Raw genomic sequence first — 18,026 nt, 5'->3', positions numbered from 1 at the left:
CGTCGACTCCGGGGTTCAGGCCGGGACCGGCTCCGCCGCGCGCACCGGCGTCGGCCCGGCCCGGTAGGCGGCCGCGGCGTCCTCGGTCCGCCAGCAGGCCACCCTGTGACCGGGGGCGATCTCGGCCACCGGCGGCATTTCCCGGCGGCACTGGTCCTCGGCCAGGAAGCAGCGCGGCGCGAACGGGCATCCCGGGGGCCGGTTGGCGAGGTCGGGGGGGCTGCCCGGGATCGTCTGGAGGCGGGAGCCCTTGGCCAGCGCCCCCTCCGCCCGGCTGCGCAGCAGGCCGATCGTGTAGGGATGGTGCGGGTCGAGCACGACCTGATGGGCTGTCCCGGTCTCGACGATCTTGCCCGCGTACATCACGGCGATCCGGTCGGCGACCTCGACCGCCGCGCCGAGATCGTGGGTCACGATGATGATCGACAGGCCGAGGTCGCGCTGAAGCTCGCGCAGGAGCAGCAGCACCTGGATCTGCACCGTCGCGTCGAGCGCCGTGGTCGGCTCGTCGGCCAGCAGGACCTGCGGCCGGCAGGCGAGCGCAAGCGCGATCATGGCGCGCTGGCGCATCCCGCCCGACATCTCGTGCGGGTAATTGTCGAGCCGCCGCTCCGGGCTCGGGATCCGCACCCGCTCGAACAGGGCCAGCGCGCGCTTGCGGGCGTCCTCGCCGGAGATCTTCTCGTGGCGCTGGATCGCCTCCGTGATCTGGCGGCCGACCGTGTAGACCGGGTCGAAGGCCAGCAGCGGCTCCTGGAAGATCATCGAGACGTCGCCGCCGCGGAAATCGGCGAGCTGGCGCTTGCTCAGCGCCTGCACGTCCCGGCCGGCCGCCAGGATCCTGCCCTCAATCCGGCTGCGTCCCTCGTGGAACAACCGCAGGATCGCCCGCAGGGTGACGCTCTTGCCGGAGCCGGATTCGCCGATCAGCGCCATCGCCTGCCCGCGTTCCACGGTCAGATCGACGCCGTCGACGACCTGCACCTTGCCGAAGGCGACGCGCAGGTTCTCGAGGGTGACAGCGGGTTCGGGGTTCGACATCGGGGCGCTCATGCCGCGAGCGCCCGGGCCGGGGCGGCGGAGTGGCCGGAGCCGGGCTGGCGGGCGAGGCAGGCGACCCGGTGCAGCGGCCCGACGGCGTCGAGCGGCGGTTCCTTGTCCCCGCAGATCGGCTCGGCGAGGCCGCAGCGCGGGTGGAACCGGCAGCCGCGGGGCGGGTCGATCGGGTTCGGCGGGTCGCCCTGCAGAAGCGCGGCCTGGGTGCGGTTGTCCGGATCCAGCGACGGCATCGAGGCGAGCAGCGCCTCGGTATAGGGATGGGCCGGCGCGTCGAGCACCGTGTCGGAGGGCCCGATCTCCGAGACCCGGCCGAGATACATCACCATCACCCGGTCGGAGATGAAGCGCACGACGTTCAGGTCGTGGCTGATGAAGATGTAGGTCAGGCCGAACTCGGCCTTGAGGTCGAGGAGCAGGTTGAGCACCTGGGCCTCCACCGACTTGTCGAGTGCCGAGACCGCCTCGTCGAGCAGCACCAGCCGCGGCTCCAGGGCGAGCGAGCGGGCGATGTTGACCCGCTGGCGCTGGCCGCCGGAAATCTCGTGCGGGTAGCGGCCGGCGAATCGCTTCGGCTCCAGGCCGACCCGGGCCAGCAGGGCGCGGGCGCGTTCCACGGCCTCGCGCCCGGGCACGCCGTTGACCTTGGGGCCGAAGGCGATCGACTGCTCGACGGTCATGCGCGGGTTGAGCGAGGCGTAGCTGTCCTGGAACACCATCTGGACCTGGCGGCGGTAGGACCGCCACGGCATCGCCCGCTCGCCCACCGCCTGGCCGTCATACAGAAGGGTGCCGGAATCGCGCTCGATCAGGCCCATCAGCAGCTTGGCGGTGGTGGACTTGCCGCAGCCGGATTCGCCGACGATGCCCAGGGTCTCGCCCTTGAGGACGTTGAAATCGACGCCGTCGACGGCGCGTACGACCTGCTTCTTGCCCCCGGCCTTGCGGACCGGGAAGTGCTTGTAGAGGCCCGAGACCGACAGGAGCGGCTGGGCCGGTCCGCCGCGGTCGTGGGCGAACGGGTCGGGGGCGCTCGGGATGACGCTCACTGGCGGATCTCCATCGCGGCGCGCAGGCCGTCCGAGAACAGGTTGAAGGCGATCGAGACGACGAAGATGCACACGCCCGGCAGGGCCGCGACGACCGGATTGGCGTAGATCGCGGTGCGCAGGGTGTTGAGCATCAGGCCCCATTCCGGCTCCGGCGGGCGCACGCCGAGGCCGAGGAACGACAGGCCCGAGGCCAGGATCATCGAGACCGAGATCAGGCTGGTGGCGTAGACGAAGATCGGCCCGACGACATTGCCGAGCACCTGCACCCGCATGATCGTCAGCGGCGAGGCGCCCGACAGCTTGGCCGCGTCGATGTAGTCGCGCTTGCGGATGCCGGTCGTGACGCTCTCGGCGACCCGGGCGATCTGGGGCACGAACACGCAGGTCAGCGACACGATCGAGTTGAAGATGCCGGCGCCCAGCGCCCCGGAGAGGGCGATCGCCAGCAGCACCGACGGGAAGGCGAAGAACACGTCGATCGTGCGCATCAGGATCGTGTTGAGCCAGCCGCCGACATAGCCGGCCAGGATGCCGATGGCGGAGCCGATCACGAAGGCGATCAGCACCGGGGTGACCCCGATGAACAGCGACAGCCGGGCGCCCAGCATCAGGCGGCTGATCATGTCGCGCCCGAGCTCGTCCGAGCCGAGCCAGTAGGTGGCATCGCCGACATGCTTCAGCCGGCGCAGCATCGACCCCTTGTACGGGTCCATCGGGGTGATCCAGGGCGCCAGGATCGCGATCACCACGATGAGCAGGATCAGGGCGCCGGCGCCCATGGCCACGGGATCGCGCACCAGGCGGTGGCCGACATGGCCCCAGAAGCCGCGGGACGGGACGAAGGCGGCCTCCGGGGCGACGTCGCTCGGGGCGAGCACGCCGCCGTCGAGGGCCATGGCGGATGCGGTGATCGGTGCGTTCATCATCGGCCTCCGGGTCAGGCGCGTTCGATGCGCGGGTCGAGGGCGGTCTGCATCACGTCCACCAGCAGGTTGAGGACGACGAAGAACATCGCCAGCACCAGGATCGAGCCCTGGAGCAGGGGCAGGTCGCGCTGGAAGATCGCGGCGTTGAGCAGGAAGCCGGTGCCCGGCCAGGCGAACACGGTCTCGACCAGGATCGAGCCGCCGAGCAGGTAGCCGAGCTGCAGGCCCATGATCGCCAGCGCGGTCGGGGCGGCGTTGCGCACGACGTGCTTGAACACGCCGAACTCGTCCATGCCCTTGGCGCGCAGGGCCTCGACGAAGTCCTGGGCCAGGATGTCGGCCACCAGGGCGCGGACCGTCCGGGCGATGATGCCGGTGGGGATCACCGACATCGTCACCGCCGGCAGGATCAGGTAGCGCAGATGGTCGAAATCGGGCCGCCAGTTGCCGGAGCCGTCGGGCCCGGCACCGGTAGGCGGCAGCCAGCCGAGCGTCGCCGAGAACACGATCACCAGCACCATGCCGAGCCAGTAATGCGGCACGCTCACGCCGAAGACCGAGAGCGCGGAGGCGGCCCGGTCGGCCACGGAATTGCGGTGGTAGCCGGCCACGAAGCCGAACAGCGTCCCGAAAGTGAAGCCGATCACGGTCGCCACCGAGGCGAGGATCAGCGAATTGACCACCGCGCGGCTGACCTCGCCGAGCACCGGCCGGCCAGTGGCGATGGAGGTGCCGAGATCGCCGTGGAGCACATGCCACAGCCAGATCAGGTACTGGACCGGCAACGGCTTATCGAAGCCGTAGGCGGCCTTCATCTCGTTGATGGTCTCCTGGGTCGCGTCCGCCGGCAGCACTGCGCTCAGGGCATCGCCCGGCGCGAGATGGACCAGCATGAAGCAGACCAGGCTGACGCCGAACGCCACGGGCGTCACGTAGACCAGGCGTTTGAGGATGTAGATCAGCATCATGGGCCCCGATGTCGCGTTCCAGTCGGAGGTGTTCCCCCGCAGGGGCTACGGGCAACACAGGTTTCGTTCTCAGCCGCGGCCCTGCCGCAGACGAGCTAAGGCGCGGGTCCCCTCTCCCGTGCGGGAGAGGGACAGGGTGAGGGGTGCGACCTCTCTGGATGGACCTGATCCCTCACCCCAACCCTCTCCCGCCCGGGAGAGGGAGCGCGTTGCGACCTGCAACAGCGCCGGTGCCTCACACGGGGGCCGTCCGTAGCCCAGGAGGTACGGAGACCGGCCCTCCTTTCATCACCGCCCCGCCGTCGCGATGGTGATCTTGGAAAAATCCTGGAACCAGTTCTGGGCCTGGACGAAGCCCTTCACCTTCGGGCTCATCGCCCGCGGGTTCACGTCGTGCGTGATCATGATGAACAGCGCATCGTCCACGTACTTCTCGTGGACCTTCTCCAGGACCTTCGTCTGCTCGGCCTTGTCGAAGGTGTTGCGGACCTGATCGAACAGCTTGTCCATCGCCGGGTCGCTGTAATAGCCCCAATTGGTGCCGTTCGGCGGGGCGAAGTTGCTCTGCAGGTGGCGGATGAAGCCGGTGAACGGGTCCTGGATGAAGTACGAATAGTTGATCGCCGAGACGCCGCGGGAGATGTCGGCCTTGGCACCGGCCCGCCAGATGTTGATCAGCGTGTTCCACTCGACCACCTCGTAATCGACCTGGATGCCCACGTCGGCGAGGTTCTGCTGGACGAACTCGTTCATCGGCAGCGGCTGCATCTGGCCCGAGCCCGAGGCCGAGATCGCGACCTTGAGCTTCAGGGGCTTGGCCGAACTGTAGCCGGCCTCGGCGAGCAGCTTCTTGGCCGCCTCCGGATCGTACGTCACGTCGAAGGTCGGGTGGCCGAACCACTGATGGCCGGGGGGCATGAAGCCCTCGGCGGGGATCGCGAGGCCGCCGAGCAGCTCTTTCAGGCCGTCGCGGTCGATGGCGAGGTTGGCGGCCTTCCGGACCCGGATGTCGTTCCAGGGCGAGCCCTCGACCCGGGACAGGTGCCAGGTCCAGTTATGCGGGTAGGCATTGGTGACGATGGTAAAGCCGGCGCCCTTGAGCGAGGCCACGGCGTCGGGCGCGGGGGCCTCGATCCAGTCGACCTGGCCGGAGCGGAGCGCGGCGACCCGGGCATTGGCCTCGGGCAGCGGCACCAGCACGAGCTTGTCGAGCTTGGGCACCCGGTTCGTGTCCCAGTACTCCTTGAACGGCACCATCTCGGCGCGCTCGCGGGGCGCGAACAGGGTCAGCTTCCACGGGCCGGTGCCCGAGGGCTGCTTGGCGAAGGCGTCCCAGGACTTGCCGACCTTCTCCCACTGCGCGGGCGAGGACATCATGATCCAGGCGATCTGGTAGGGCAGCGTCGCGTCGGGGGCCTTGGTGACGATCTCGACCGTCAGCGGATCGACCGCCTTGTAGGTGGCGACCGCCGGGATGCGGGTCTTGCCCTGCGCGGATTGGCGCGGGTCGTATTGCGGCGCGTCGGACTTCAGCAGCTTGTCGAGGTTCCACACCACCGCGTCGGCGGTGAAGTCGGAGCCGTCGTGGAATTTCACCCCCGGCCGCAGCTTGAAGGTCCACTTGGTCTTGTCGGCGGCGTCGACCGCCCAGCTGGTGGCGAGGCCGGGCACGAGGTCGGAGGCCAGCTCGGCGCTCGACAGGTCCCAATTGATCAGGCCGTCATAGACCGTGTAGCCGAGAAACCGCATGCCCTCGCCGCCATTGTCGGTCTGGCCGGTGGTCAGCGGGATGTCGGACGCGGTCATGCCGATCCGCAGCGTGCCCTGCGCGAGGGCCGCGGTGCTCGCGGAGAGCGCGAGGGCGCCGGCGAGCGCCGCACGGGCACTGAGAGTTTTCAGAAGAGACAGCATGTCGGATCGGGGACTCGCGTTGGTCCGGGAGGGCGGGCCCGGAATACGCTGGACCGTATGCAAGCCCGCGGCCAACCGGTTCCGGCCCATGCACGGAGCCGGCGAAAGCTAGTCCGCCGCGATCACGCTCACATGGGCGGCGACCACCCGCCAGCCTTCGGGGAAGCGCACCCAGGTCTGGCTCTGGCGGCCGGTCTTTCCGGGGGCGTTGTCCCGGGTGAACAGGGTCATGGCGGTGGCGAAGTCGCGCCCGTAGGTGGTGATCTCCGTCCGGGCGAGCACCCGCTCCAGGCCCACCGGCGAGCGCGCCCGCCGGAAGGCCCGGATCGCGTCCATGCCGTAGAGGTTCTCGCCGATGCCGTACCGGATGGTCCGGGGATCGTCCCGGAACAGGGCCTCCAGGGTGGCGACGTCGTTGGTGGTGAGCGCGACCTCGTAGGCCCGGAACGCGGCCTCGACCTCGGCCTTCACGGCGGGATCGTCGATGACCATCAGCCGAGCTCCGCCACGGGGGCCGTGCAGATCCCGTCCCGCTCGAGCTGGCGGGCGACCCGCAGGGCAAGATCCTCGCGCCAGGGCGCGGCGATGACCTGGACGCCGAGCGGCAGCCCGGCATCGAGCCGGACGGGTACCGCCACCACGGGCAGGCCGATGAACGAGATCGGCTGGGTGAACAGCCCGATATTGGCCCGCACCGGCAGGGTCACGCCGTCGATGACGAAGTGCGTCTGGCCGCCCTTCGGCGCCCGGCAGGGCGTCGCCGGCGCCAGGATCACGTCGACGCCGTCGAACAGCGTCAGCACCGCGTCGCGGTACCAGCGGCGGAAGCGCTGGGCGCGCTCGACGAAGGGTGCCGGGATCATCGCCCCGGCGATCAGCCGGTCCCGCACCGCCGGGTCGAAATCCTGCGGCCGGGTGCGCAGGCGGTCGAGATGCAGCGTCGCGCCCTCGGCCGCGGTGATCAAATAGGCCGCGGCCCGGGCGCGGTGGGCCTCGGGGAGCTCGACCGTGCGGCTCGCGCCGAGCGCCTCGGCGACGCGGGCGACCGCGGCGAAAGCCTCCGGGTCGCCGCCGCGGGCGAAGTAGCCGCCCGCCACCGCGATGCGCAGGCCGCCGATCCCGGCTTCCAGGCCGGGGGCGGCCGGCTCGGGCGCCCGGGTCGTGGCGACCGGATCCTCCGGGTCGGGGCCCTGTAGGGCGTCGTAGGCCAGTGCGAGGTCGGCGACGCTGCGGGCCATCGGGCCGAGATGGTCGAGGCTGCCGACGAAGGGGAAGCTGCCGGCCCGGCTGATCCGCCCGTAGGTCGGCTTCATCCCGAAACAGCCGCAGAAGGCCGCCGGCACCCGGATCGAGCCGTTGGTATCGGAGCCGAGCGTCAGCGGCACCAGCCCGGCTGCCAGAGCCGCGCCGGAGCCTCCGGATGAGCCGCCGGTCATGTGGTCGAGGGCGTGGGGATTGTGGGCGTCGCCGTCGTGGACGTTCTCGCCCGTGAAGTCGTAGGCGTATTCGCCCATGTTGAGCGCGCCGACCAGGATGGCCCCGGCGGCCTCCAGGCGCCGCACCACGGTGCCGTCGCGCGCGGCCGGGGGCCGGTCCCGGTTGATCTTCGACCCGGCGCGGGTCGGCAGCCCGGCGACGTCGATCAGGTTCTTCACCGCGAAGGGCACCCCGGCGAGCGGGCCCATCGCCTCGCCGCGGGCGACGGCGGCATCGATCGCGTCGGCGCGGGCCAGCGCCCGCTCAGGCAGCACGTCGGTGAAGGAGCCCACCCGCCCGTCGATCCGGGCGATCTGGTCGAGCGTGGCCACGACGATCTCCCGGGCGCTCGAACGGCGCTCCGCAATCGCGGCGGCGATGGTCGTGGCATCAGGGATGGCAGGTCCGCTCATGCCTCGAACCTCGGTGCCGCCTCGACCGCGTCGGGGAGCGGGAAGTCCGCCACGAGGTCGGCCGCCGCCGCCAGGACACGCAGGTTCGCGGTGATGGGTGGCAACCAGGCCGGATCGAGCGCCAGCCCGAGAAGCGGGGCGGCGAGCGCCGCGTAGGCATCCGGTTCGAATGGCGGGGGCGTCTCAGGCATCGCGATCCTCACACCGGCCATTCGGGCAGCCGGCCCTCGCCGTTTGCAGGCATCGTGCCGAACGCGCCTGACCGCTCCTGCCGTGGCAAATCTCGTGATGCCTAATTATTGTGCAAATTCCCAACCGAACCGGAGGAGTTCCAGCCTGATGAAGAAATTGCCTATCTGTTGGGCAATTCACGGCAGGGCGAGCGTCAGAGGCGCGATCGGCGCAAAGCTGCAATCCGCCTCGGTGCCGTCCTCGTGGACCAGCATGGCGAACACCCCCGGTTCGCGCAGGGTCATCATATGCGCGTGCCAGGCGCCGGCCCGGTAGTTGATGCCGATATGGCCCGGGACGCGGAAGGCCCGGATCCGATCCTCGTCGGGACTGCCGTCGCGGTCCGGTGCCACGACCACGAGATAGGCCTCGACGGAGAGCGGCAGGAACGCCTGGTTCGAGTGGCGGTGCTGCTCCAGGCGGCGCAGCGGCATCAGCCGGTCGAACGGGTCGCTGCGCACCAGCGCGAGATTGGCGCGGGCCGCCGGGCGGGCGTTCTGGATCCGACCGGCGTGATCCTGCCTCGGCTCCGTCACCGGGGCGGCCAGGACTTCCCCGTAGGCCGCGAAGGCTTCGGCCGTGATCTCCGAGGTCGTCACGATACGCATCGCCACTCCTGGCTCTCGTTTGCTCCCGCCGGCCGCTGCGGCAATCGTGCCGCGCCACCGGTCTTGCCGTTCAAGCGCGTGCGACCTACCTGACTTGCATTGAAACGAGCCTGCGGCTCGGCCCACCCGGCAACCGACGATTTCACCGTCGGGCTGAGGTTTTTCAGCATCGTCGGGTAAAACTTTTACAGAGTCGACGTGGATTGTCGCGTTACCCGCCATCTCAGCACGCAGACCCGATTGCGTCCTGGGGGAGGCTGGGTCTAAGGGCTGTCCCGTTTTTTCCAGACATGGTCCGACCCGAGCGCTCCAGCGTGAGCCGAGCGCTCGGGTCGGACCATCGGCAGCGCCGATGGATCGGTGCGGTTCCGGGGCCCGGGGACGGTCGCGGAACCTGCAGTCTCAGTACGTGACCGGCGTAGCCGGTCGTCCCCGCAAGACGCGTGACGTACCCAACCGAGAAAGGTCAGATGAGCGCATTCGACTACCGGAATTTCGACGACCGCCGCCAGCACTCGCAGAACGCCAAGGCCGCCCTGCTGGCCAAGTTCAAGTCCCGCCCGCCGGCCGATGACCCCGAGGTAATCGCCAAGGCGAAGGCCCGGGCCGCGATCGTCCAGGCCCGCGAAGAGCGCGCCCGCGAGCGCGAGGCCGCCCGGATCGCCGCCGAGCGGAAGGCCGCCGAGGAGAAGCGTCTGCGCGAGGAGGCCGAACTCGCTGCGCGCCTCGCCCGCGAAGCTGCCGAACTCGCCGCCGCCCAGGAGCGCAAGGCCGCCGAACTCGCCATGAAGAAGGCGCAGCGCGACGCCCGCTACGCCGCCCGTAAGGCCAAAGCCAAGCGCTGAAGCTGCCGCGCCGGTCCCGGCGCAGATCGATCACGCGCTCGAACGCCGTCCGCCCCCAGGCGGGCGGCGTTGTCGTTTGGCGCCTCAGGCCCGCAGCGAGCGCCGCCTGCGCAGCAGCGCCGGATACACGTGCCAGAGGCCGCTCAGCACGACGAGGGACATGCCGGCCGCGACCGTGCCCGCCGCGCCGGATCTCAGGATCGTCGCCACGACGACGCCGAGATCGGCCGCGATGCCGAGCGCCAAGGTCACGCTCGCGGCGAGCAGGAAGCGGGTCCCCAGCTTGTGGAGGTCGGGCGTGTCCGCGCCTGCATAGACCACGCGGTGGAAGGCGGCAGGCGCCATCAGCCAGATCACCGTCAGGGCAAGGAAGCCGATGGCCACGAGGTGGATCAGCTTCGTGGTGAACGGCAGGGCCTCGAACGTCTCCGAGAAGATGATGACCAGCTGGAAACCGAGCAACGCCTGGGCCCCGGGCAGCATCACGCGCGCCTCGGTCAGCATCTGCTCGATCTTCGTCTCCAGCGACGTGTGCTCGTGCTCCGGTTCGGCGCTCATCATGGTGCGCTCCTGTTCGCCGGTGGTGCGGGCCCTCAGCGCTTGCAGCCCGTACCAGAACAGCAGGGCGGTGAGGCCGGCGACGATGCCGATGGACGCGGCCAACCCGGTCCCGAGGACCGGCTCCGCCGCGAGGAAGAGGTCGGCGCCGAGCGCCAGGGCGAACGGCGCCAGCGAGAGGCCGGCGCAGAGGCGGATCACGCCGAGCAGACGCTTGGTGTCGTGGCCCTCCTCAACCAGCCGGTGTTGGATCGACGGCGTGATCAGAAGGGCGACCGCCAAGGTGATGAGCCCCAGCGTGACGACCCAGACCACGCGGCTGTGAAACGGCAGCTGTTCGAAGGTCGGCCGGAAGGCCCCCTGGAGCTGGAAGCCCAGCAGGATCTGCGAGCCCAGGATCAGGATACGGGTCTCGTCGAGGCCGACCTTCAGCTTCTTCGACAGGGACATACGCGACGCGGTTCGATGAGATTGGGATGCGGCAATGGCCGATCGCCGCCTGCGGTTCCGGGCTCGACCGTCCGCGGCGCGACCGGTTCGCCGCGGCGCACGATGGTCTCCGGGCCGCCCGGCGTGCGCGCCAGGATGCCGTCGGCCGGTCGCCAGGCGCCGGGCTCGCCGAAGAGCCGGATCTGCCGCTATCGTCTCTCCCCGCTTCGCCCGGTGGACCGGCTGTCCCGTTCGACGGCGATGATCGCGCTTCGCAGCCGGCGCTCCTCATGGCGGGGCTTCGCCGAGGGGGGACGGCCCGTCTCTGGGCGCGTCCGCTCCGGGCGGTCCGGCAGGCGCAGCCGGAGCGGCGGCCCCCGCAACTATCTCCTGCCGACCGGTGTTGAGAGCCGCGCCGGCATGCCGGCTTCGCGGTGCGGCCGGTGATCCGCCCCACGATCGATCCCAACGGCGAGGAAGCGATGCGGTCTCGAATCATCCTGGCGGCGCTGCCGATCGCGGTTCTGGGAGCGAGCCAAGGCGCGGCGCAGGATCGAAGCACCGTTACCGCCTGCGAGACGCTGCTCGCCACCCGCCGAATCGATGCCGCGACCGGTCCAGCGCGCGAGGCGCCGGAAGCGGGATGCCGCACGATTCCGAAGGCCGATATCGGGACCGTGGAGCAGCGGGCGCTGATCGGCGGGGCACCCTACGAATGCATGACGGTTGCAGGGTCCGGCCGGTGCCTCTGGGTCGTGCCCTGAGGTTGCGCGGCAAGACCGGAGGCGAACGGGCGGTCAGCCGGGGCGGCGTCCCGCCCAGGACCAGCAGTCTGACGAAGCTTCACGGCAGAGCGATCCGGCCCTATCTCGGCGGATCGGTCTCACGAGGAATACGCTCCGGTATGTTGAGTATCCAAGCCAGGATGCGGGTCCCCGCAATGGTCTCGGCCGTGCTGCTTGCAATGATCGTCGGCGCGCCGGCTCGGGCCGAGCCGCCGATCCGCAGCCCGGAAGACGCGGCCTGCCGGAACGAGGCCCGCGCCAAGGTCTTCTCAGCACCGAATCCGCAGGGGCTGGAACTGGAAGAGATCGGCCGGCAGATCTACTTCGCCTGCATGGGGCGGACGAATCAGGCTGCAGCCCAAGCGCCGAAGCGCAAGCATCGCCGGCACCGGCGGCGCTGAGGCGCCGCCAGCAACGCGCGCTCAGGCGTCCAGCGGGGCGCCGATGCGGACGCGCAGCTTGTGGCGCAGGGCTTCGTTGCCGCCCTCGGCGTTCAGCGCCGACATCAGCCGCAGCAGGTGGCTGAGCGGCGTCGACCGGCACGCGATGGCCTCGGCGATTTGGTCGGCCAGGGGCTTGGCCGCAGGCACGAAACGCGGTGCTGGGCTGGCCTGGTGAGTCTGGGGCATGCGCGGCGCTCGTGCTTTGAGACGTTCCAGATGGCGGCCGGGTGGCTACGCCTTCCGGCCTCACCGCGCCAGCCCCATTCGCGCATTTGCGTAGCCGGCGTCGTGTACCGTCACCGCACTGCAACACAGAGCACGGGAAACCGTGGAAGGCGCGCGCGAAGCTCCAGATTCCCCTTGCTTTTGCCCTCGCTCAGCTTGTCGCCAGCAGCGAGCGATCGAATTCGTCGAGGAGATCCTGCGGGTCGCGGTAGATCGCGACGCAGCCCGCGCCGGACAGATCGACCTCGGGAAAGCCGCCGCAGAGCACGCCGATCGTGCGCAGCCCGGCCTTCGAGGCCGCCTGCGCGTCGTAGGGCGTGTCGCCGATCACGATCATCTCGTCCTTGCCGAACCCTTCGAGCTTTTGCGCGGCCGCTTCGAAGATGTCGGGATGCGGCTTCGAACGATCCGCGTCGTCCGAGCTGGTCACGACGTCGACCAGGTCGGCGATCCCCAGGATCTCCTGGTAGCGCTCGACCTCCGGGCCCTTGCCCGAAGAGGCCAGGGCGATCTTCAGGCCGGCCGCGCGGATGCGCTCGAACAGCGGCCGGACGGCCGGGAAGGGCCGGACCTCCGGCAGATACTTTCGCTTGAACAGATCCGAGCGGTAGCTCTCGATCTCCTTGCCCTCGCGTTCGATCCGTTCGGGCGGCAGGAACACCGGCATCAGCTCGTCGCCGCCCTTGCCGATCTGGCTGCGGACCTTCGCGACGTCGGTCTCGACGCCGAAATGCGCGAAGGCCTCCACCCAGGCCTTGGCGTGCAGGTCGACGCTGTCGAGCAGCGTTCCATCGATGTCGAAGATCACGGCGCGCATCACGGCCCTCCTGGCGGCGCACGGCGTACGCATCACGGCGGACAACGGTGGCGGCGTCGGGCTGTTCCGGTCGTGAAGGCCTCGGAAACGGCAGGAGCCCGCCCCTCCGTGAAGGGGCGGGCTCCTGAAACAGCCGCACTGACGCAGGAAGCGCCGTCGGCTCAGTGCATCGAGGCCGGGGCGCGGGCCGGCTTGGCCTTGGCGGCGAGACCGGCGGTCACGGCGGCCTTCGAGGCCTTGGCAGTCTTCGCGGCGACCGGCTTGGCCAGCGCGACCTTCGGCGTCACGGTCTTCGAGGCGACAGCCTTGGGGGCGGCGGCCTTGGCCGGGGCCTTCGGAGCCGCGGTCTTGGCGGCAGCCTTGGGGGCGGCAACCTTGGAAGCCGACGCCTTCGCGGCGACCGGCTTGGCCTCGACGGCCTGGCCGTCCGCCAGCACGACGCCGGCGCGCAGCTCGGCCTCGGCGCGGATCCAGTGGGCGACGGCGTGGCCGTGGATCCGGCCTTCCTTCTCCCAGATGTAATAGGCGCATTCGCGCACGTGCTGCTCGCTGATCTGCATGAGTCCGATCTCCACTCCGTCGTGGGATCGACGATGCGAGCGGGTGGTTAAAGGCGGGTTAACCCTCAGCCGTCGGGCGGGGCCGGCCGCCCGATCGCCTCAGCCGGAGATGCCCAGAACCCGCCGCGCCTCGGTCAGCAGCACCGCGTGCCGGGCCGCCCCGGGACCGTCGCTCGGCGCCTCGCGCCCGGCCCGGGCGATGATCTCCTGGAACCGCCGCCGGTCGAGGGCACGGCTTCCGATGCTGTCGAGCACCGCGCCGAGCACGGCCCGGACCGCCTCCGTGCGTTCCTCGGCCTCGGCCAGGGCCTCCGCGGCGGTGACGTCGGCCCGGGCCTCGGCCAAAGCGGCTTCGAGGCCGGTCGCCCGCGACCGCGCGCCCTCCAGCTCGGCGGCGAGGCGCTGCGCATCCTGCCAGGCCAGATCGTGCTGATGCGTGCGCAGGGCGAGCAGCACCTTCAGCGACGCCGCGTCCTCGCGCGCGGCCTCCAGCTTGGCCTGCGCGGCGCGCAGATCCTTCAGCAACTCCTGCGCGAGCGTCTCTTCTCCGGTTACATCCACCGCCGGCTCCGTCAGCATCCCGTTTGCGCCGTCCTGAAGGGGCGTGGCACGAATGTCCACTCTCCAGGCGCGCGGCCCCGGTTGAGAAAATCCCCTCGCCGGTCCACATGGAAGGCGGTGCCTCGCGGCACCTGTCCCGGCCGGCCTTGAACCGGCGCAGCGGAGTTCGCCGACCATGTTCATCCAGACCGAAGCCACGCCGAACCCGGCGACCCTCAAGTTTCTCCCGGGCCGCGTCGTCCTGCCCGAATCCACCTTCGAGGCGCGGGACGCCGAGGCGGCCAACCGCTCGCCCCTCGCGTCCGCGCTGTTCGCCGTCCCGGGCGTCGCCGGCGTCTATTTCGGCCACGACTTCGTCTCCGTGACCAAGGCGGAGGACGGGTCCGAATGGGCTCAGGTGAAGCCCGCCGTGCTCGGCGCAATCATGGAGCATTTCCAGTCCGGCGCCCCCGTGATGGCCGAAGGCGGCCTCGACGACCAGGATGGCGAGGACGAGTTCTACGACGAGGCCGACCACGATACGGTCGTGACCATCAAGGACCTGCTGGAGACCCGGGTGCGCCCAGCGGTGGCCGGCGATGGCGGCGACATCACCTTCCGCGGCTACAAGGAAGGCGTGGTCTATCTCGAGATGAAGGGCGCCTGCTCGGGCTGCCCCTCCTCCACCGCCACCCTGCGGCACGGCGTGCAGAACCTGTTCCGGCACTTCCTGCCGGAGATCCGCGAGGTCCAGGCCGTCTGAGGCCCAACGCGGTCCCCATCGATCCCGATCTGACCGACGCCGGCGGCCGCAAGACCGCCGGCGTTTCGTTTGCCGAGGGTGAGGTTGAGTCAGGCTCGCGCCGGCGCCGCGGGAACTGATCGAGAGGCTCGGCACGACTTGTCACCGATCGGGTGAATCGCACGATGTCACTATTTTCGTCATGATGATCGGCCGACAACGCAAGATAAGTTCATGATCGCGTAGGCATGAACTTCTTATAGAAATGCCTGGTGACTGAATGCGCGGAATGCTTGCAGTCATGAGATCCGTGGGTTTCGACGTCCTGGGCTTGACGTAAGGTTTCGTCGGGTTGTTCGTGGCCGGACGATTCCCGGGGCTCCGCATGAACCTCCTCAGCCGCACGAACATCGTTACGAAGCTCCTGGCGATCAATCTCATCATCGCGGTGATCGTGGGCGGCTGCATCTGGTTCGCCCAGTCCCGCATGGTCGTGATCGACGCGATCTACACGAACCTGATCGCCCGGGAGGCGAAGGCCGTGTCGAACGTGCGGCGGACCAATCGCCTGAACAACACGCTGAACTACCTGATGTACCGGACGATCGCCGAGACGGATCCGGAGCAGGTCCGCCAGGCGGGCGCGCAGTTCGACGTCATCGTGGCGCAGGCCGACAAGACCCTGTCCGATCTCGCAGAGCAGGTGCCGGCCTTCTCCGATGCGATCCAGGCGCAGCGTGAGCGCACCAACCGTTTCGTGGCGGCGGCGTCGGAGGCACGGCGCCTCGCCGTCGCCGGGCAGAAGGAAGCCGCCTTGAAGGTGGCGCGCGAGACGAGCGAGCCGATCTTCGCGACCCTCGGGATCGAGGGGACCAAGCTCGGCGATTCCATCGAAGCCTACATGCGCAAGCGCTCGAGCGACCTCACCGCCGAAACGAACGCGATCCGCTACAGCCTGATCGGCTTCGGCGCCTTCGGCCTGGTCATCGGCATCCTCTCCTCGCTCCTAGTCTCGACCCTCGGCATCACCGGGCCGCTCAACCGCTTGGTCGCGGTGCTCCAGCGCATGGCCAAGGGCGAGATCGAGGCCGAGATCGCGGAGGCGCGCCGAGGCGACGAGATCGGCGCTGTCGGACGGGCGGTGGAGGGCATCAAGGCGATGATGGCCCGAAAGGCCGCCGAGGAGGCCGATCTCAAGCGCAAGGCCGACGAGGCCGCGCAGCAGCAGCAGCGGCGCGCGATGGCCGAGCTGGCCGACCGTTTCGAGGAGGCGGTGGGCGGCATCGTCGGCCAGGTCGCGACCTCGGCCACCGAGCTCCAGACCACGGCGCAGACCTTCACCGGCACCGCGACCGAGACCGCCGGCCAGACCAGTGCGGTGGCCTCCGCGGCCGAAGAGGCGGCAGCCAACGTCAACACCGTTGCGGCGGCGGCCGAGGAGCTCGGGGTCTCGATCGGCGAGATCGGCCGCCAGGTCGAGGGCGCGTCCGACCTGGCCCAGAGGACGGTGGGCCAGGCCGACCAGACCGGCGTGCTGATGCAGGAGCTGAGCGCCGCCGTGGCGCGGATCGGCGACGTGGTCGGCCTGATCGCGTCGATCGCCAGCCAGACCAACCTGCTTGCGCTCAACGCGACCATCGAGGCGGCCCGCGCCGGCGAGGCCGGGCGCGGTTTCGCCGTGGTCGCGGCCGAAGTGAAGGAGCTGGCGGAGCAGACCGCCAAGGCCACCGACGAAATCGCCGCGCAAATCGGCCGGGTCCAGGGCGCCACCGGCCAGGCGGCCTCGGCGATCGGCTCGATCGTGGGGCTGATCCGCGAGATCAGCGGCGTGGCCACCAGCATCGCCGCCGCGGTCGAGGAGCAGAGCGCCGCGACCCAGGAGATCGTCCGCAACGTCGCGCAGGCGGCGAGCGGGACCGGCGAGGTGACGCATAACATCGTCGGTGTGGCGCAGGCGTCCGAGGCGACCGGTTCGGCGGCCACCCTGGTGCTGGATTCGGCCTCCGCGTTGTCCCGGCAATCCGAGCGGCTGAACGCCGAGGTCCGCGCATTCCTCTCGGTGGTCCGGGCGGCCTGAGGGTCCCTGGGAGCTGCAGACCGGCGCAAGCCGGCAACACTTCACCGCCAACGCGGTTCTCTCCGCCGCCCCGCGCTGACGGGGCGGCGGTTTTGTTCTAACGCTAGGGTCTTCGTGTCCTTCGGGGCAGAATGGGAGCGGTCGTCGGTCCGGTCCGGCATTCGGGAGTGGGCGTGCGTATCCTAGCCATCGACACAGCGCTGGACCTGTGCGCCGCCTGCGTCGCCGCGGACGATGCCGACGCGCCGCTTTCGGCCGAGTCGCTGCCGATGGTGCGCGGCCATGCCGAGGCGCTCCTGCCGCTGATCGAGCGGGTGATCGCCCGGGTCGAGGGCGGCTTCGAGTCGATCGACCGCATCGCCGTGACGGTGGGACCGGGCAGCTATACCGGGCTGCGGGTCGGTCTCTCGGCGGCCCGGGCCATCGGCCTCGCCACCGGCAAGCCGGTCGTCGGCGTCGGCACCCTCTCGGCCCTGCTCGCGCCGCTGCTGGCGGACTCTGTGGAGGGTGTGATCGCCGCCGCGATCGATGCCCGGCACGGTGCCGTCTACGTCCAGGCGCTCGGCTCGAGCGACGGGCTCGCGCCGGCGCACCTCCCGGTGGAGACGGCCGCGGAACGGCTGGGATCGGGCCCGGTGGTGCTCACCGGCTCGGGCGCCACCCTGGTGGCTTCCGCCCTGGCCGCCCGCGGGGTCGCGGCGCGCGTCGCCGGCCTCGGCGCACCCGAGATCACCGCCGTGGCCTCGCTCGGTCTCGTGGCCGACCCGGCCCAGGCCCTGCCGCGTCCGCTCTACCTCCGCGGGCCCGATGCGCGGCCCCAGGACCATGCCAGGATCGCGCGGCAATGACGCGTCCCCTCCCGTTCTGGCCCCTCGACTGGTGGGCCGCCTGGTGGGACGCCCTCACCCCCGAGCCCTACGTGGCGCCGCTCGCCGATGCCGCGCAGGCGCCGGCGCTGGCCCGGCTGCACGCCACCGCCTTCGCCCGGCCCTGGGAGGCCCACGAGTTCGAGCGCATGCTGTGCGAGCGCTCGACGCAGGCCCATGCCCTGTGGCGGGCCGGGACGCTCCAGGGCTTCGTCCTGTCGCGCCGCGCCGCCGACGAGGCCGAGATCCTGACCGTGGTGCTGTCCCCGGCGCTTCGCGGCGGCGGGCATAGCCGCCGGCTGCTGCGCGAGCACCTGTCCAGCCTGGCGCATGCCGGGATCAGCCGGGTCCATCTGGAGGTCGACGAGGGCAACGTTCCCGCGCTCAAGCTCTACGCCCGCCACGGCTTCCGCAAGGTCGGCGAGCGCACCGGCTACTATCTCAAGGCCGACGGCAGCCGGGCGACCGCGCTGACCATGAGCGCCGACCTGTAACGGC

21 protein-coding genes are annotated in these 18,026 nt (G+C 70.3%); 7 read left to right on the top strand and 14 right to left on the bottom strand.

Annotated features, from left to right (window positions below):
• Positions 1–15 precede the first annotated feature (15 nt).
• The 9 genes from BMZ47_RS12200 to BMZ47_RS12155 form a co-directional block, all read right to left on the bottom strand.
• Positions 16–1,041 (bottom strand): ABC transporter ATP-binding protein, encoded by a 1,026-nt coding sequence (locus BMZ47_RS12200; RefSeq protein ID WP_007566664.1) that lies wholly within the window; start codon positions 1,039–1,041, stop codon positions 16–18.
• 8 nt (positions 1,042–1,049) lie between these two features.
• A complete protein-coding gene (locus BMZ47_RS12195) occupies positions 1,050–2,105 on the bottom strand; it encodes an ABC transporter ATP-binding protein (protein WP_091862417.1) in 1,056 nt (351 codons plus the stop codon).
• Entirely contained in the window at positions 2,102–3,031 is a 930-nt protein-coding gene (locus BMZ47_RS12190; protein WP_007566660.1) for an ABC transporter permease, read from the bottom strand. Before BMZ47_RS12190 ends, BMZ47_RS12195 begins: the two co-directional genes overlap by 4 nt.
• Before the next feature lie 14 nt (positions 3,032–3,045).
• A complete protein-coding gene (locus BMZ47_RS12185) occupies positions 3,046–3,999 on the bottom strand; it encodes an ABC transporter permease (protein WP_091862414.1) in 954 nt (317 codons plus the stop codon).
• A 291-nt stretch (positions 4,000–4,290) separates the two neighbouring features.
• On the bottom strand, positions 4,291–5,913 hold the full coding sequence (locus tag BMZ47_RS12175; protein ID WP_091862407.1) for an ABC transporter substrate-binding protein: 1,623 nt from the start codon (positions 5,911–5,913) through the stop codon (positions 4,291–4,293).
• 108 nt (positions 5,914–6,021) lie between these two features.
• Positions 6,022–6,405 (bottom strand): oxalurate catabolism protein HpxZ, encoded by a 384-nt coding sequence (gene hpxZ / locus BMZ47_RS12170; RefSeq protein WP_091862404.1) that lies wholly within the window; start codon positions 6,403–6,405, stop codon positions 6,022–6,024.
• Positions 6,405–7,802 (bottom strand): AtzE family amidohydrolase, encoded by a 1,398-nt coding sequence (locus tag BMZ47_RS12165; protein ID WP_091862401.1) that lies wholly within the window; start codon positions 7,800–7,802, stop codon positions 6,405–6,407. The genes hpxZ and BMZ47_RS12165 overlap by 1 nt, the downstream gene beginning before the upstream one ends.
• The gene (locus BMZ47_RS12160) at positions 7,799–7,993 is read right to left on the bottom strand and encodes an AtzG-like protein (protein WP_091862667.1); all 195 of its coding nucleotides are present in this window, start codon (positions 7,991–7,993) and stop codon (positions 7,799–7,801) included. The genes BMZ47_RS12165 and BMZ47_RS12160 overlap by 4 nt, the downstream gene beginning before the upstream one ends.
• 177 nt (positions 7,994–8,170) lie before the next feature.
• The gene (locus tag BMZ47_RS12155; RefSeq protein ID WP_167369038.1) at positions 8,171–8,641 is read right to left on the bottom strand and encodes an ureidoglycolate lyase; all 471 of its coding nucleotides are present in this window, start codon (positions 8,639–8,641) and stop codon (positions 8,171–8,173) included.
• A gap of 470 nt (positions 8,642–9,111) precedes the next feature.
• Here BMZ47_RS12155 and BMZ47_RS12150 point away from each other — a divergent pair, with 470 nt between their 5' ends.
• Positions 9,112–9,486: a DUF6481 family protein gene (locus BMZ47_RS12150; RefSeq protein WP_091862395.1), complete on the top strand. Its 375-nt coding sequence runs from the start codon at positions 9,112–9,114 to the stop codon at positions 9,484–9,486.
• 84 nt (positions 9,487–9,570) lie between these two features.
• On the opposite strand, the gene BMZ47_RS12145 is transcribed toward BMZ47_RS12150, so the two are convergent.
• The gene (locus BMZ47_RS12145; RefSeq protein WP_091862392.1) at positions 9,571–10,494 is read right to left on the bottom strand and encodes a DUF6328 family protein; all 924 of its coding nucleotides are present in this window, start codon (positions 10,492–10,494) and stop codon (positions 9,571–9,573) included.
• Between the two features lie 413 nt (positions 10,495–10,907).
• On the opposite strand from BMZ47_RS12145, the gene BMZ47_RS12140 reads away from it, so the two are divergent.
• Both BMZ47_RS12140 and BMZ47_RS12135 read left to right on the top strand, forming a co-directional pair.
• The gene (locus BMZ47_RS12140) at positions 10,908–11,237 is read left to right on the top strand and encodes a hypothetical protein (RefSeq protein WP_244536806.1); all 330 of its coding nucleotides are present in this window, start codon (positions 10,908–10,910) and stop codon (positions 11,235–11,237) included.
• Positions 11,238–11,413: 176 nt separating this feature from the next.
• Positions 11,414–11,659 carry a hypothetical protein gene (locus BMZ47_RS12135; RefSeq protein ID WP_425285061.1) on the top strand — a complete coding sequence of 82 codons (246 nt, stop codon included), beginning with the start codon at positions 11,414–11,416 and terminating at the stop codon, positions 11,657–11,659.
• A 21-nt stretch (positions 11,660–11,680) separates the two neighbouring features.
• Here the strand turns inward: BMZ47_RS12135 and BMZ47_RS12130 are convergent, their stop codons facing one another.
• The 4 genes from BMZ47_RS12130 to BMZ47_RS12115 all read right to left on the bottom strand — a co-directional run bounded on the left by BMZ47_RS12130 (position 11,681) and on the right by BMZ47_RS12115 (position 13,864).
• Entirely contained in the window at positions 11,681–11,887 is a 207-nt protein-coding gene (locus tag BMZ47_RS12130) for a hypothetical protein (RefSeq protein WP_007566640.1), read from the bottom strand.
• 190 nt (positions 11,888–12,077) lie between these two features.
• On the bottom strand, positions 12,078–12,743 hold the full coding sequence (locus BMZ47_RS12125) for an HAD family hydrolase (RefSeq protein WP_091862386.1): 666 nt from the start codon (positions 12,741–12,743) through the stop codon (positions 12,078–12,080).
• 161 nt (positions 12,744–12,904) lie between these two features.
• A complete protein-coding gene (locus tag BMZ47_RS12120; RefSeq protein WP_091862664.1) occupies positions 12,905–13,303 on the bottom strand; it encodes a DUF2934 domain-containing protein in 399 nt (132 codons plus the stop codon).
• A 99-nt stretch (positions 13,304–13,402) separates the two neighbouring features.
• Positions 13,403–13,864 carry an atp-dependent helicase gene (locus BMZ47_RS12115; protein ID WP_425285060.1) on the bottom strand — a complete coding sequence of 154 codons (462 nt, stop codon included), beginning with the start codon at positions 13,862–13,864 and terminating at the stop codon, positions 13,403–13,405.
• A 175-nt stretch (positions 13,865–14,039) separates the two neighbouring features.
• Between BMZ47_RS12115 and BMZ47_RS12110 the strand changes: the two genes are divergently transcribed.
• The 4 genes from BMZ47_RS12110 (at position 14,040) to BMZ47_RS12095 (ending at position 18,022) form a co-directional block, all read left to right on the top strand.
• A complete protein-coding gene (locus BMZ47_RS12110; RefSeq protein ID WP_050732597.1) occupies positions 14,040–14,606 on the top strand; it encodes a NifU family protein in 567 nt (188 codons plus the stop codon).
• 364 nt (positions 14,607–14,970) lie between these two features.
• Complete coding sequence (locus BMZ47_RS12105; RefSeq protein WP_091862380.1) at positions 14,971–16,662, top strand: methyl-accepting chemotaxis protein; 1,692 nt, start codon at positions 14,971–14,973, stop codon at positions 16,660–16,662.
• A 173-nt stretch (positions 16,663–16,835) separates the two neighbouring features.
• A complete protein-coding gene (tsaB, locus tag BMZ47_RS12100; RefSeq protein WP_007566628.1) occupies positions 16,836–17,510 on the top strand; it encodes a tRNA (adenosine(37)-N6)-threonylcarbamoyltransferase complex dimerization subunit type 1 TsaB in 675 nt (224 codons plus the stop codon).
• Positions 17,507–18,022 carry a GNAT family N-acetyltransferase gene (locus BMZ47_RS12095; RefSeq protein ID WP_007566627.1) on the top strand — a complete coding sequence of 172 codons (516 nt, stop codon included), beginning with the start codon at positions 17,507–17,509 and terminating at the stop codon, positions 18,020–18,022. The genes tsaB and BMZ47_RS12095 overlap by 4 nt, the downstream gene beginning before the upstream one ends.
• Positions 18,023–18,026 lie beyond the last annotated feature (4 nt).

The sequence above is a fragment of the Methylobacterium brachiatum genome (assembly GCF_900113845.1).
GTDB classification, from domain to species: Bacteria; Pseudomonadota; Alphaproteobacteria; order Rhizobiales; family Beijerinckiaceae; genus Methylobacterium; species Methylobacterium brachiatum.
Note: the sequence above shows the minus strand (reverse complement) of the source record. Positions and strands in the feature narration are given on the sequence as shown.